This is a genomic window from Halopseudomonas sabulinigri (assembly GCF_900105255.1).
GTDB lineage: Bacteria > Pseudomonadota > Gammaproteobacteria > Pseudomonadales > Pseudomonadaceae > Halopseudomonas > Halopseudomonas sabulinigri.
Genome location: NZ_LT629763.1, coordinates 1 through 14,834 on the forward strand (window position 1 = coordinate 1; position 14,834 = coordinate 14,834).

A 14,834-nucleotide genomic window follows, 5' to 3' on the forward strand; every position below is an offset into this window, starting at 1 on the left:
GCTATGACGTGGACTTCAATAGCGTGGGTGAGCTGACCACGGCGCAACCCTATGCGGTGACCGGCTGGGTACCGCTGGATAGCGAAGGTCAGCCGACGGGTGCCGAATCACCGGTAGCCAACCTGACCATCAACCTGGCAGGCTCTTCGCAGTACGCTTCCAGCTTTGCCGTAACCTCGGTAACCCAGGACGGTTTCACCACCGGTGAGCTGGCCGGCCTTGAGATTGATGAGTCCGGTCTGCTGGTCGCGCGCTACACCAACGGTCAGACCCGCGTGCAGGGCCAGGTAGTGTTGGCGACCTTTGCCAACCAGCAAGGCCTGACCCCGCTGGGCAATACCTCCTGGGCGCAGTCGTTCGCGTCGGGTGAGCCGGTGATTGGGGCGCCTGCTACCGGTACCCTGGGTGGTATCCAGTCCGGCGCGCTGGAGGAGTCCAACGTGGATATCTCCGAGCAGCTGATCAACCTGATTGTGGCGCAGCGCAACTACCAGGCTAACGCCAAGACTATCCAGACCGAAGACGCGGTAACCCAGGCGATCATCAACCTGAGATAAGTCAGCGGCTGATCCCTCAGCGGCGAACCTGGCGGCAATACCGGCAATAAAGCTTGCCGGTATTGCCGCTTTTTTATGGGCGTCTATTTCCAAGCTATTGAAGATAAAGCAATAAATTTGTTTTATCTAGTGATGGCATGATCCGTGCTTTATCTTCTGTATCAAGAGCAAAAGCGGCAATTACTTGTCGCGTAAGTTGATGCGGGAGTAGGGCATGGACAAATCCTTGTACATATCCATGACGGGTGCGAGCCAGAACGCCTTGGCGCAACGCTCGCACGCCAACAATCTGGCAAACCTGACCACCACGGGGTTCCGCAAGGACTTCGAGCAAGCGCGCTCCATGCCGGTATTCGGCGATGGCTTTGCCACGCGCGCCTACGCCATGACCGAGCGCCCCGGCACCGATTTTTCTGCCGGCAGCATGCAGGAAACCGGGCGTGAGCTGGATGTGGCGGTGCAGGGCGAAGGCTGGATCGCGGTGCAGGCACCCGATGGCACCGAAGCCTATACTCGCGCCGGCAACCTCAAGGTTGATGTATTCGGCATCCTGCGTACCGCTGGCGATTTGCCGGTGCTGGGTAATGGCGGCCCGATTGCCATTCCGCCCGCAGAAAAGATCGAAATTGGCTCCGACGGCACCATCAGTATCCGCGCGTTGGGCGAGGCGCCGACGGTGATGGCAGAAGTCGACCGTATCAAGTTGGTCAATCCCGATCCTGCCAGCATGCGCAAGGCCGAAGATGGCCTGATGCGCGCTGACGGTCTGGAACAGCCCGCCGATGGCGCAGTGCAAGTGGCTACCGGGTTTCTGGAAGGCAGCAACGTCAATGCGGTGGAAGAAATGACCTCCATGTTGGCACTGGCACGGCAGTTCGAGTTGCACGTGAAAATGATGCGCACCGCCGATGAAAACGCACAGGCGTCCGATCGCGTCCTGCAGATCAGTTAACGTTTAACAGCAGTGTCAGTTAACTGACACGCGAGGAGACACAGCATGCTCGCAGCACTTTGGGTCAGCAAAACCGGTTTGTCCGCACAGGACACCATGCTCACCACCATCTCCAACAACCTGGCCAACGTGTCGACCACCGGCTTCAAGCGTGATCGCCCGGAGTTTGAAGACCTGCTGTATCAGGTCAAGCGCCAGCCCGGCGGCCAGAGCACCCAGGACACCCAGCTGCCGTCCGGCTTGCAGCTGGGTACCGGTGTGCGGGTGGTGGGTACGCAGAAGATCTTCACCGAAGGTACCCTGCAGACCACCGAGCAGCCGCTGGATATGGCGGTGAACGGCCGCGGCTTTTTCCAGATACTGATGCCCGATGGCAACCTGGGTTATACCCGCGACGGTAGTTTTCATCTGGACGCGGACGGTCAGATCGTCACCTCCAATGGCTTCCCGCTGGAGCCCGGCATTGTACTGCCCGACGACGTGCAGAACCTGACCATTGGTGAAGACGGCACCGTCACTATCTCGGTGTTTGGCGATCCGGCGGTGCAGCAAATCGGCAACATCCAGACCGCCGACTTCATCAACCCGGCTGGCTTGCAATCGATCGGTAACAACCTGTTCCTCGAGACCGCCGCCAGTGGCGCGCCGCAGACCGGCAACCCCGGTGAAAACGGCCTGGGCACGGTGTTGCAGAACACCCTTGAGAACTCCAACGTCAGCGTCGTTGAGGAACTGGTGAATATGATCACCACCCAGCGCGCCTACGAGATGAACTCCAAGGTTATTTCCACCGCAGACCAGATGCTGCAATACATCAGTCAGAACCTCTGACGGGAGTGAGTCGCAATGAACATGTTGCGTAATGCATTGGTGCTTTTCGGCTTGGCAAGTCTGGTGGGTTGCGTGCAGATGCCGCCGACCCGCGACGATCCGGCCTATGCACCTGTGTTACCGCGCACGCCGTTGCCGCAAGAGTTGAACAACGGTGCGATCTATCAGCCCGGGTTTGAAATGAGCCTGTACAACGACCGCAAGGCGCACCGGGTGGGTGACATCATCACCATTACCCTGAGCGAGCGAACCGCTGCGCAGAAAACCGCTGAGAATGAGATCGACAAGGACAGTAGCGCTTCTATTGCCAACCCGACCCTGCTGGGTAATGCGGTTGGCTTCAAAGGCCTGGATCTGGGCGTGAGCCTTTCTGGCGAGCGTGAGTTTGATGGTTCGGCCGACGCCAACCAGAGCAACAGCCTGACCGGCTCGATTACCGTGACGGTTGCCGAGGTATTGCCCAACGGCATTCTGGCGGTTCGTGGCGAGAAGTGGATCACCCTGAACCAGGGCGACGAGCTGATTCGTATCTCGGGCCTGGTGCGCTCGGACGATATTGGCCCGGACAATACCGTGCTCTCGACCCGGGTGGCCGACGCCCGCATTACCTATTCCGGTACCGGCGCCTTTGCCAATGCCAGCCAACCGGGTTGGTTGAACCAGTTCTTCCTCAGCCCGCTGTGGCCGTTCTGACAGGAGAGACAAGATGCGCCTTTTTTCGCTCTGCCTATGTCTGCTATTGGCCAGCCCATTGGCTTTGGCTGACCGCCTGAAAGACATCGGCAGCATTGCCGGGGTTCGCAGTAACCAGTTGATCGGCTACGGCCTGGTCGTTGGCCTGGACGGTTCGGGTGACCAGACCAGCCAGACACCCTTTACCGTGCAGACCTTCAATAACATGTTGGCGCAGTTCGGCATTACTGTGCCGCCAGGTACCCGCATTCAGATGAAGAACGTGGCGGCGGTGGCTATTCATGCCGATCTGCCGCCCTTTGCACGGCCAGGGCAGAGCATCGACATCACCGTGTCGTCTATCGGTAACGCCAAAAGCCTGCGCGGCGGCAGCCTGCTGATGACTCCCCTCAAGGGGATCGACGGTCAGGTCTATGCCATTGCCCAGGGCAATCTGGTGGTCGGCGGCTTTGGTGCCGAGGGCGCGGATGGCTCGCGAATTACGGTTAATATTCCCAGCGCCGGCCGGATTCCCAATGGCGCCACGGTAGAGCGCTCGGTCGCCAGCCCCTTTGCCTCCGGTGATCACCTGACCTTTAACCTGCACCGGCCCGATTTCACCACCGCCAAGCGTGTGGTGGATCAGGTGAACAATACCTTTGGCCCGGGCGTCGCTCAGGCGCTGGATGGCGGCAGTATTCGCATACGCGCCCCGATCGACCCCAATCAGCGCGTCGATTACCTGGCGATGGTCGAGAACCTGCAAATCGAGCAGGGCAATGCCGCTGCCAAGGTCATCATCAACTCGCGTACCGGCACCATTGTGATCGGTCAGGATGTGCGGGTGCAGCCGGCCGCCGTGACCCACGGTAACCTGACGGTGACCATCAGCGAGAACATCAATGTCAGTCAGCCCGATGGCGTGCTGTCCGGCGGCCAGACTGTGGTCGCGCCCAGCTCGCAGATCAACATCGATCAGGGCGACAGCCGCATGTTCGTGTTCAATCCGGGCGTGTCGCTGGATGAAATTGTTCGCGCGGTCAATCAGGTGGGCGCAGCGCCCGGTGACCTGATGGCCATTCTCGAAGCACTCAAGCAGTCCGGCGCCCTGAACGCCGATCTGGTCATCATCTGAGTCGGGAGGCCAGCATGAGCATCAGTAACAGCAGTCTCAACTACACCGACCTGAACAGCGTCAGTCAGCTGAAGTCGGGTGCCAAGGCCAATAGCCCGGAGAATATCCGCAAGGTGGCCGAGCAGTTCGAGTCGTTGTTCGTGAACATGATGGTCAAGAGCATGCGTGACGCCAACGCGGTATTTGCCGAAGGCAACCCGCTGAACACGCCGCAGACCCGGCACTACCAGGATATGTACGACAATCAGCTGTCGATCCATCTGGCGGAAAGCAAGGGCCTGGGTCTGACGGACACTCTGATGCGGCAGCTCTCGCCGCAGGGCAGTACGCCGGTCGCCACCAGCGCTGCCAGCCAGGCTGAAGCGGTCAGCGGCGTGGATCAGTCTGCCTTGCTGGCGCGCCGCCGCCTGGCTATCTCGTCCAACTACAGCGCCTGGGCGCAGAAGCACGCCCAGCAGCAGGGCGGTAATCTGCAGACCACGGACAGTGGCAGCGTAGCCGACAACTGGCAGCCGCTGCGCGCCTTGCAGGCAGCCGCGCGGACTACGGCCGTGGGTACCACTGCCCAGACCCTGGGCGCTGAAACCACCGGTCGCACCCGTTTTGCCAACGCTGATGAGTTCGTCGAAACCATGCTGCCGATGGCGGAGAAGGCTGCTGCGCGCCTGGGCGTAGACCCGCACTATCTGGTCGCCCAGGCAGCGCTGGAAACCGGCTGGGGCAAGTCAGTGATCAAGGAGTCTGACGGTTCCAGCAGTTACAACCTCTTTGGCATCAAGTCGCATGGCGGCTGGCAGGGTGATTCGGCCAACGTGATGACCACCGAATATCGCAATGGCGTGCAGGGTAAGGAGCGGGCCTCCTTCCGCAGCTACGACTCCTGGGAGCAGAGCTTCGAGGATTATGTCAGCTTCCTGGAAACCAACGGTCGCTATCAGCAGGCGTTGAGCAGCACCGCCAACCCCGACTCCTTCTTCCGTGAGCTGCAGCAGGCCGGTTATGCCACCGACCCGCAGTACGCGAACAAGGTATCGCAGATCGCCCGCAAGCTGATCAGCGAAACCGATACCCGGCTGGCCAACAACACAGCGGCGGCTGACAGCGCGGGCAGGGCATAATGGCGGATCTTTTTGGCATTGGCCTGAGCGGGCTCAAGTCGGCGCAGACCCAGCTGTCGGTAACCGGTCAGAACATCAGCAACGTCAATACCCCGGGTTACTCCCGGCAGACCGCCATACAGGCGGCGCAGGTGCCAACCCTGACCGGTGCCGGTTACCTGGGTAATGGCAGCAAGGTGGTGGATGTCGAGCGCATCTACAACCAGTTTCTGACCAACCAGGTGCGTACCAGCACGTCGGCGAATGCCGAGGTCAACGCCTTTCAGTCGCAGATGGAGCAGCTCAATACGCTGGTCTCCAGCACGGCTACCGGCATCACGCCTGGCCTGCAAAACTACTTTGATGCACTGCAGACCGCGATTGAAGATCCATCGAACCTGCCGGCGCGACAACTCTTTCTATCCGAGGCGGAGGGGCTGGCGTCGCGCTTCAACACCGTGCAGTCCAGCCTGACCGCGCAGAACCAGTTCATCGGTCAGCAGATGAGCACCTTGACCGATCAGGCCAGTCGCCTGGCCACCTCGGTGGCGCAGTACAATGACAGCATCGCCAAGGCCGCCGCCAATGGTGCACAACCCAACGACCTGCTGGATGCGCGGGACGAAGCCGTGCGCCAGCTGGCGGAGCTGGTGGGCATCACGGTGGTGCCGCAGGACGACAACCAGATCAACGTGTTTGTGGGCTCGGGGCAGCCGCTGGTAGTCGGCAATCAGGCCTCGACCCTGGCGGTCGCCACGGGTGCCTCTGATCCGTCGCGGGTTGATATCGTGCTGAAAAGCGGTGGCTCTACCCAGGACATCACCTCGCTGATCAGCGGCGGTGAACTCGGCGGTCTGCTGCGCTACCGCGACGATGTGCTGGACCAGGCTTTGAATGCCGTGGGCCGCCTGTCGCTGGCCATTGCCGATCAATTCAACCAGCAGCAGGGCCAGGGCCTGGACCTGAACGGCAACGCCGGCTCGCTGCTGTTCAACGACATCAACAGCGAGGCGCTGGTCGAGGGCCGTAGCCGGGCGCGGGCCAACAACACCGACCCCAACGCCAAGCTCGATGTGCTGATCAGCGACACCTCGCAGCTCAGCACCTCGGATTATGAAGTGGTATTTTCTAGCGCCACGCAATTCACCGTGCGCCGTACCTCGGATGACAAGGTCAGCGGTCCTTATGACCTGAGCAGTGTGCCGCCGCCGGAACTGGATGGCTTCACCATTGAGCTGGACTCCGGCAGCATCACCTCCGGCGACCGCTTTCTGCTGTCGCCGACCCGCTATGCGGCGGCCGGCATTGAAGTGGTCATGCAGGAGCCGCAGGAGCTGGCGTTTGCCGCACCGGCCAGTGCCGACGCCAGTCTGGATAACCGCGGCACCGGCAGCCTGTCGCAGCCGACCCTGAGCAGCGGCCCGGCGCCGATAGACCCGGCGGCATTGCAGACGCTGCTGCCGATTGACCTGACCTACGACGCCGCCACCGGCGAGCTGACCAGTTCCAGCGGCACCCTGAACCCATCGCCACTGGTGATCAGTGCCGGGCAGACCAACGCCGTAGAGGTAAGCGTCGGTGGCTATACTTTCAGCATGAGCATGACCGGCACGCCCAAGGATGGCGACACCTTTACGCTGAACTTCAATGAGGGCGTGGCGGATAACCGCAACGCACTGGTGATGTCCGAGCTGCAGACTGCCAAGGTGCTGGGGCAGGCCAATGGTGCCGATGGTTTCTCTTTCGTTGATGGTTACGGTGATCTGGTGCAGCGGGTGGCGACCTATACCGCGCAAGCACGTACCGACGCCGAGTCCAGTGCGGCGGTGCTGCAACAGGCGACCAACAATCGCGATTCGGTTTCGGCGGTGAGCCTTGATGAAGAGGCCGCCAACCTGATCAAGTTCGAGCAGTACTACAATGCCTCGGCTCAGGTCATTCAAGTTGCGCGCACTTTGTTCGATACATTGATCAGCAGTATTCGCTAACGGGTAAAGAACGATGCGAATTTCCACCATTCAGCAGTTCAACAGCGGCGTGCGGGGCATTCAGGATAACTACGCCAATGCCTCGCGTACCCAGGAACAGATCAGCTCCGGCAAGCGCATCCTGTCGCCCGCCGACGATCCGGTGGCCACGGTGCGTCTGCTGCAGCTGAGTCAGGAGTCGAATAAACTCGAGCAGTACAGCAACAACATGACGGCTGCGAACAACAGCCTGGCGCAGGAGGAGGCCATCCTCAATTCGGTCAACAACGCGCTGCAGCGCGTGCGTGAGATTGCGCTGGAGGCCGGTGGCGGCGGTTTGACCAACGAAGACCGTCAGGCACTGGCGACCGAGTTGGGGCAACGGGAAGAAGAGTTGTTGGATCTGTTCAACAGCCGCAACGCCCGCGGCGAATATCTGTTTGGTGGTTATCAGAGCAACCAGGCCCCGTTCGTCAAGAACCCCGATGGCAGTTACAGCTATCAAGGCGATGAGGGCCAGCGCTCGGTTCAGATTGCCGGTTCCAAGACTGTGGCGCTGAACGACAACGGCAAGGAGCTGTTCGTCAACGTCGCCAACGTCAACCGCGTGTTGACCAGTGCCGATGCCGCCAACACCGGCAGCGGACGCATCTCGCTCGGCGTGGTGGAGAACAAGAACACCTACGATGACAGTTTCTACCCGCAAGGCAGCGTTGGCATCGTGATCGGCGCTAACGCCGCCACCTATGAAATTGTCGACAGCGCCGGCAACCCTCTGGTGCCACCGGTGACCGGTGCACTGGAGGAGAACGACGAGGGCGGTTACGACATTCGCTATGCCGGAGTGGCGGTCACTCTGGATGGTCAGCTGGCGGCGGGCGACCGCTTTACCATCGCTACCGGCGACAGCGACCCGGCCAGCGACAAGCGTGAAACCCGAGGTGTGCTGGCGACCATCGCCAACCTGCGTAGCACACTGGAAACCAGTACCGACAGTACCGAAGACAAGCTGCACCGGCGCGATGTGATTGCAGTCACCCTGGACAACCTCGACAACGCGATGAACAGCGTGCTGCAGGTGCAGACCACCATTGGCGCGCGGATGAACGTGATCGACTCTACCCAGGTGCAGAACGACGAGTTGTCGCTGATCAACACCAGCGTCACCTCCGAGCTGGAAGACCTCGATTACGCCGAGGCGTTGAGCCGCCTGTCGTTGCAGACAGTGGTACTGGAGGCTGCACAGCAAAGCTTCGTCAAGGTCAGTGGCCTGAGCCTGTTCAACCTTATCTGACGCCTTGCTCGTCTGCGCCACTGGCGGCGGCCTGCAGTATTTCGATAAACGCGGTGGCCGCCGGTGATAGCGGTCGGTGCAGGCGGGTGACCAGGCCAAAGCTGGTGCCGGGCATCAGCGCCGGCCAATCCAGCAACACCAGTTGTCCGGCGGCCAGCTCGCTGGCCAGAGTACTGCGGCTGGCAATACTCAGGGCGTCACACTGCATGACCAGACGCTTGAGCACATCCAGGTTGTCGCACTCCAGGCTGATCATCGGTTCCGCGCGGGGCAGAGTACGCCGCAGTATCTGTTCGATACTGCCAGGCAAGCGGAAGCTAGCCAGCGGGTAGGCGGCCAGGCGCTCGCGGGTCAGTACAGCCTCGCTGCACAGCGGGTGGCCGGGCCGGCAAAACAGCAGGCTTGGCTCTTGCTGCAGCGGTTGCACCTGGAGCAGGGGATCACCCTCCAGCTCACGAATGTCCGCCACAAAAAGCTCCAGTTCCTCGCCCAGCAGTTGCCGCCGCAGGGCATCCCAATGTTGAATGTCCAGGCGCACCCGCACGCCGGGATAACGCCGGTTGAACGCGCCCAGCACGCGGGGCAGCAGATCAGCGGCGGGGAAGGGACCGGCACCGATCAACAGTTCGCCGTCTTCCAGATCATTGAATTGGCGCAAGGCATTTTTCAGCGCCGTACTGCCGGCCAACAGCCGCTTGGCGTGCGCCAATACCAACTGCCCCTGCGGCGTCAGTTCCACTCCCTTGCCACCGCGCACGATCAGCGCGCAGCCCAGGCGGTGTTCCAGGGTCTGGATGCTGCGGCTGAGTGCAGGCTGACTGAGGCCAATGGCCTCGCCAGCGCGAATGAACCCCTGGTGCTCCACCAGTGCGGCAAAGTGGCGCAAGGATTTAAGGTCCATAGGATGTTGTTCGCTCATGCAGTCGCCAGTGAATTGATGATCGGGCAGTCGGGACGTTCATTGCCCTGACAGCAGCGTGCCAGATCTGCCAGCGTATCGTGCATCGCCTGCAGCTCTGCAATTTTCTGCTCCAGCGCCTGCAGGTGATGCTCGGCCAGCGCCTTGACCTCGGCGCTGCTGCGCGAGCGGTCCTGCCACAGGGCCAGCAATTGCGCGGTATCGTCCATACTGAAGCCCAACTGACGGGCGCTGTGAATAAAGCGCAGTGTATGCAGCTCGCGTTCATTGTATTGACGATATCCGGCATCGCTGCGCGCCGGCGCCTGCAGCAGGCCAATATTTTCATAGTGGCGAATCATTCTGGGGCTCAGCCCACTGGCCTTGGCGGCCTGGCTTATGTTCATGCGCTCTCCGGTTGCCAGCGTTTGAGCAGCAGCGCGTTGCTGACTACGCAGACGCTGCTGGCTGCCATCATGGCGCCGGCCAGCATGGGGTTTAACAGCCCCACGGCGGCCAGCGGAATACCGATGCAGTTATAGACAAAGGCCCAGAACAGGTTCTGTCTGATCTTGCGCCAGCTGGCGCGGGACAGCGACAGCGCCGCCGGCACCAGTAACGGATCGCCGCGCATCAAGGTGATGCCTGCGCTGTGCATGGCTACATCGGTACCGGTGGCCATGGCCATGCCAATGTCGGCCGCCGCCAGCGCCGGCGCATCGTTGATGCCATCACCTACCATGGCCACTGACTTGCCCGCGGCACGCAGGCGCTCAACCACTGCGGCCTTGTCCTCTGGCAAAACGTTGCCGGTCACCTGGGTAATGCCCAGGCTGCGGGCGACCGACTCGGCGGCGGCCTGGCTGTCGCCGCTCAGCAGTTGGGTGCTGATGCCCTTAGCGTGCAGCTGGCTGACGGCTGCTGCGGCAGTGGGCTTGAGGGTGTCGGTGAAGGCGAGCAGAGCAACCGCACGGGGCGGGTTGTCAGTGGCCAGCCAGGATACTGTGGCGCCGTCTGCGGCCAGCGCCTGGGCGTCCTCCTGCCAGGCCGAGAGGTCGATCTGCTGATCCGCCATCAGCCGGTTGTTGCCCAGCCAGAGGCTGTGCCCGTCAATGCGCCCTTGTGCGCCGCGGCCCGCCAGAACCCGAAAGTCGGTTGCCGCTGCCGAGCGGACACCCTGCGCCTCAGCGTAAGCACACAGGGCGCGTGCCAGCGGATGCTCCGCCTGTTGCTGAAGCGCCAGCGCCCAACCCAGTGCTTGTTGCTTTGCGGTGTCACCGAGCGGTTGCAATGCGCTCAGTTGTGGCTGGCCGAGGGTCAGGGTACCGGTCTTGTCGAACACCAGGGTATCTATGCCGTGCGCCTGCTCCAGCGCTAGCGCATCGCGGATCAGAATGCCATGGCGGGCGGCGACACCGGTGCCGACCATGATGGCGGTAGGCGTGGCCAGGCCCAGCGCGCAGGGGCAGGCGATCACCAGCACGGCGATGGCGTTGAGCAAGGCCTGCTCGGGCCCAACGACTAGAGCGCCGATGCCCCAGGTTAGTAGCGCAATAAGGATGACCACCGGGACGAAAACGGCGCTGACACGGTCGACCAGACGCTGAATCGGCGCCTTAGAGGTCTGCGCGGTTTCTACCAGGCGGACAATCTGCGCCAGGCGGGTTTCGGCGCCGGTGGCGCGGGTTTCCAGCAATAGCATGCCGTCCTGATTCATCGCCCCGGCGCTGACTGCATCGCCGGGTTGCCGGCTCACCGGCAGGCTTTCACCGGTCAGCATCGACTCGTCGACATGGCTACCGCCCTCGCTGACCACGCCATCCACCGGTATGCGTTCGCCGGGTCGCACGACCAGCAGGTCGCCGGGGCTGATCTGGCCCAGTGCCACCGTCTCCTCGGCGCCGCTGGCGGTGCGCCGCCGCGCGGTGTCCGGTCGCAGGGCGCTGAGCGCGCGAATGGCTTCCAGGGTTTGGCCCTTGGCGCGGCTTTCCAGGTACTTGCCCAGCAGAATGAAGCTGACGATGGTGGCTGAGGCTTCGTAGTACAGGGCCGGCATCTCTCCTGGCGCCGCCTGCAACAGATGCCAGGTGCTTAACGCCCAGCCGGCACTGGTGCCGAGGGCAACCAGCAAATCCATATTGCCGGTTTTGTTACGCAGGGCATGCCAGGCGCCGCGGTAGAAGCGGGCGCCAAAGATGAATTGCACTATCGAGGCCAGCAGCAATTGCAGCCAGGGCGGCAGCATAAATTGATGGTAGCCGAACAGTGCCGGCACCATGCCCAAGGTTAGCGGCAGGGTGAAGGCAATGGCGAGCAGCAGCCAACGCTTCTCCTTGCGCTGGGTAGCTGCCTGCTCGAGCCCGGCGGGGCGGGCCGCATCCAGCCACTCAGCGGGATAGCCGGCAGCCTGCAGCGCGGCGAACAGCGGTTCGGTAGCGGCATTCTTGAGCAGCGTCACCCGGGCCTGCTGACTGGCCAGATTGACCTCGGCATGCTGCACGCCGGCCACGGCGCTCAGGGCGCGCTCCACCCGGCCCACACAGCTGGCGCAGCTCATGCCCTGCAGTTGCAGTAGTCGGGTTGTCTGCTGGGCGGGGTAGCCGGCGTGGGCCAGGGCTTGGGTTGCGGCCTGCAACTGCTCGGCGCCGGCGTAGTTGAAGCGGGCGCTGTTGGCGGCCAGGTTTACCTGGGGTTCGGTGATCCCGGGCAGATCGCCGAGCACGCGCTCGACGCGACTGACGCAGCTGCCGCAGTTCATGCCGTCCAGGGTCAGGGTTACGCTGTGCATTGCGGATCTCCCATGCTGATGAGGAGTTCAGCATGAACCTTGACATCATGTAAAGGTCAAGCGACTTGCTCATACGCTGAGCTGCAGCTGGCCGGTCAGAACCCCAACGTGGGGCCGCTGCTGCCTTCGCCGAGCTTGAGGCCCACCTTGAGAATCCAGTCGTTATCCATGGCGGCGACGACCCAGCTGTGCCCTTCCCACTGAATATGGTCGCCGACCACCGGGTGGCCACCAAAGTGGCGGCTGAAGAACGCAGCCAACGTCAGGTCCTGCATTTCCTCCGGCACCTCGAAGCCGTAGAACTTGCCGACTTCACCGAGCTGCGCGTCGCCTTCCAGAATAAAGTCGCCAAAGAAATTGCGACTCTCCAAATAGCGTTTGGGCTGCGCCTTGCTGAACAGCTTGGACAGCGCAGGCAGGTCGCGCGGTCGGCCCACCACGCAGAGCACATCGTGCAGCGCCAGCTGGGTGCTGCCGGTGGGGTGGAGTAACCGGTTACCACGAAACAGCGCAGCGATGCGGGTATCGGCGGGCATGGTCAGGTCGCGCAGCGCCACGCCAACGCACCAGTTGGCGTTATCCAGCTGATAGATCAGCAGTTCAAAATCGCCCTGAATGGCGGTATCCAGGCTGGTGCGTTGCAAGGGCTCCGGCTGTGGTGGGATCTCCACCTTGCACAGGCGTGCCGCTAGCGGCAGCGATGAGCCTTGTAAAAGCAGTGAAACCAGCACCACTACGAAAGCCAGGTTGAATAGCAGCTGCGCCTGCTCCAGCCCTGCCAGCAGCGGGAAAATGGCCAGAATGATGGGCACTGCGCCGCGCAGGCCGACCCAGGCAATAAACAGGCGCTCGCGCCACGAGAAGACAAAGGGCGCTAGGCAGATGAGCACGGCAATCGGCCGCGCCACGAAAATCAGGAAAAGCGCAATCAGCGTAGCGGGCATGGCAATGATGATCATGTCGCTCGGTGTGACCAGCAGGCCAAGCATAAGGAACATGCCGATCTGACTCAGCCAGGCCATCCCGTCCTGCACCTGCAGAATGTTCTGCAGATTGCGTACGCGCTTGTTGCCGAGGATCAGGCCGGTGAGATAAATCGCCAGAAAGCCGCTACCGCCGATTTTGTTGGTCACCGCAAAGACCAGAATGGCGCCGCTGGTAATCAGCAGCGGATACAGCCCTACCGGGAGTTGCACACGGTTGACCAGCCACACCAGCAAAAATCCGCCGCCCAGACCGCACAGCGCGCCAATGCCGAACTGTTCAATCAGCAGCAGGGCGAAGTTCCAGCTGAAACTGGTTTGCCCACTGGAAAGCATCTCGACCAGGGTAATGGTCAGGAAGATTGCCATGGGATCGTTCGAGCCGGACTCGATTTCCAGCGTCGCGCCAACCCGCTGCTTGAGATTCAGCCCCTTGCCCTGCAGTAGCGAGAAGACCGCGGCGGCGTCGGTAGACCCTACAATGGCGCCGAGCAACAAGCCCTGCAGCCAGTGCAGATCCAGCAGCCAGGCGGTCAGGCCGCCGGTCAGCGCGGCGCTGATCAATACACCGCCGCTGGCCAGCGACATGGCGGGCCAAAGGCCTACACGGAAGTTCTCTACCCGGGTGCGCATGCCACCATCCAGCAGGATAATGGCCAGGGCCAGGCTGCCGATCAGAAAGGCGCTGCTGGTGTCCTCAAAGGCGATGCCGCCCAGGCCGTCTTCACCCGCGAGCATGCCGATGACCAGGAAGATCAACAGCAGCGGGATGCCCAGCCGCGAGGAGAGGGAGCTGGCGAGCACGCTGAAGCACAGCAGCAGCGCGCCGATCATGAACAGGGTATTGATGTAATCCATTAAACGCTGGCCTGGAAACCGGATGATAGACAGGCCCACTATATCTTCTCCCACCCGATTGGGTGAAAAAATTACTGTATAGTCAAGCGATTGCATTAGCGGAGGTGAAGATGGACGCAGCGTTCTGGCAAGCCCGCTGGCAGCGGGGTGAAACCGGTTTTCACAAGGCGGCGGTGAACCCGTTATTGAGCCATTGGTGGCCAAAACTGCAGGTGCCGGCCAGCGCCGCCATCTGGGTACCGCTGTGCGGCAAGAGCCTGGATATGCTCTGGCTGCGCCAGCAGGGGCATCGGGTGCAGGGCGTCGAGCTCGCCCGCAGTGCCATAGAAGCCTTTATCCACGAACATCAGCTGGCGCTCGACTGGCAGCAGCAAGGTGAATTCAGCGCTGCAACGGGGGACGGTTTTGAACTGCTCTGCGGGGATTTTTTTGCATTGACGCCGGATCGGCTCAAAGGCATCAGCGCCGTGTATGACCGCGCCGCGTTGATCGCCCTGCCGGAGGCCATGCGCGCCCAGTATGTTGCACATACTCGCCGCCTGTTGCCAGCCGGCTGGAGAATGCTGCTGGTGACCCTGGAGTACCCGCAGGAACAACGCCCCGGGCCGCCCTTCAGTGTGTCCGATGCTGAGGTAAAACACCTCTACGCCGGCTGCCATATAGCGCTGTTGGACGAGCAGGATGTGCTCGCTGACCACGCGGTATTTGCCGCCCAGGGTATGCGTGAGCTGGTCGAGCGGGTTTACCTGATTTCCGATGAGCGTGTCGCCGCCTAGAACGTTGCGGTCTTTGCTGTGAGATA

12 protein-coding genes and 1 pseudogene are annotated in these 14,834 nt (G+C 61.9%); 9 read left to right on the forward strand and 4 right to left on the reverse strand.

Going from position 1 to position 14,834, the window contains the following annotated elements; all coding sequences use genetic code 11:
* Positions 1-14 precede the first annotated feature (14 nt).
* The 8 genes and pseudogenes from BLU26_RS18470 to flgL form a co-directional block, all read left to right on the forward strand.
* Positions 15-557: pseudogene (locus BLU26_RS18470) on the forward strand (flagellar hook-basal body complex protein); the annotation flags it as partial.
* Positions 558-771: 214 nt separating this feature from the next.
* The gene (flgF, locus tag BLU26_RS00010) at positions 772-1,509 is read left to right on the forward strand and encodes a flagellar basal-body rod protein FlgF (RefSeq protein ID WP_092282916.1); all 738 of its coding nucleotides are present in this window, start codon (positions 772-774) and stop codon (positions 1,507-1,509) included.
* Between the two features lie 45 nt (positions 1,510-1,554).
* Positions 1,555-2,340 (forward strand): flagellar basal-body rod protein FlgG, encoded by a 786-nt coding sequence (gene flgG, locus BLU26_RS00015; RefSeq protein ID WP_092282917.1) that lies wholly within the window; start codon positions 1,555-1,557, stop codon positions 2,338-2,340.
* Positions 2,341-2,355: 15 nt separating this feature from the next.
* Entirely contained in the window at positions 2,356-3,033 is a 678-nt protein-coding gene (gene flgH / locus BLU26_RS00020) for a flagellar basal body L-ring protein FlgH (protein WP_092282918.1), read from the forward strand.
* 13 nt (positions 3,034-3,046) lie between these two features.
* Entirely contained in the window at positions 3,047-4,147 is a 1,101-nt protein-coding gene (locus BLU26_RS00025) for a flagellar basal body P-ring protein FlgI (RefSeq protein WP_092282919.1), read from the forward strand.
* A gap of 14 nt (positions 4,148-4,161) precedes the next feature.
* Positions 4,162-5,265 (forward strand): flagellar assembly peptidoglycan hydrolase FlgJ, encoded by a 1,104-nt coding sequence (gene flgJ / locus BLU26_RS00030; RefSeq protein ID WP_092282920.1) that lies wholly within the window; start codon positions 4,162-4,164, stop codon positions 5,263-5,265.
* A complete protein-coding gene (gene flgK / locus BLU26_RS00035; protein WP_092282921.1) occupies positions 5,265-7,232 on the forward strand; it encodes a flagellar hook-associated protein FlgK in 1,968 nt (655 codons plus the stop codon). The genes flgJ and flgK overlap by 1 nt, the downstream gene beginning before the upstream one ends.
* 13 nt (positions 7,233-7,245) lie before the next feature.
* Positions 7,246-8,505 carry a flagellar hook-associated protein FlgL gene (flgL, locus tag BLU26_RS00040; RefSeq protein WP_092282922.1) on the forward strand — a complete coding sequence of 420 codons (1,260 nt, stop codon included), beginning with the start codon at positions 7,246-7,248 and terminating at the stop codon, positions 8,503-8,505.
* Here the strand turns inward: flgL and BLU26_RS00045 are convergent.
* The 4 genes from BLU26_RS00045 to BLU26_RS00060 form a co-directional block, all read right to left on the reverse strand.
* Entirely contained in the window at positions 8,498-9,424 is a 927-nt protein-coding gene (locus BLU26_RS00045; protein ID WP_231701979.1) for a LysR family transcriptional regulator, read from the reverse strand. The genes flgL and BLU26_RS00045 overlap by 8 nt on opposite strands.
* Positions 9,421-9,810 (reverse strand): Cu(I)-responsive transcriptional regulator, encoded by a 390-nt coding sequence (cueR, locus tag BLU26_RS00050; RefSeq protein WP_092282924.1) that lies wholly within the window; start codon positions 9,808-9,810, stop codon positions 9,421-9,423. The genes BLU26_RS00045 and cueR overlap by 4 nt, the downstream gene beginning before the upstream one ends.
* Positions 9,807-12,191 (reverse strand): heavy metal translocating P-type ATPase, encoded by a 2,385-nt coding sequence (locus BLU26_RS00055; protein WP_092282925.1) that lies wholly within the window; start codon positions 12,189-12,191, stop codon positions 9,807-9,809. The genes cueR and BLU26_RS00055 overlap by 4 nt, the downstream gene beginning before the upstream one ends.
* 95 nt (positions 12,192-12,286) lie before the next feature.
* Positions 12,287-14,032 (reverse strand): potassium/proton antiporter, encoded by a 1,746-nt coding sequence (locus BLU26_RS00060; RefSeq protein WP_092282926.1) that lies wholly within the window; start codon positions 14,030-14,032, stop codon positions 12,287-12,289.
* Positions 14,033-14,142: 110 nt separating this feature from the next.
* On the opposite strand from BLU26_RS00060, the gene BLU26_RS00065 reads away from it, so the two are divergent.
* Complete coding sequence (locus BLU26_RS00065) at positions 14,143-14,808, forward strand: thiopurine S-methyltransferase (RefSeq protein WP_092282927.1); 666 nt, start codon at positions 14,143-14,145, stop codon at positions 14,806-14,808.
* The last annotated feature ends 26 nt before the right edge of the window (positions 14,809-14,834 follow it).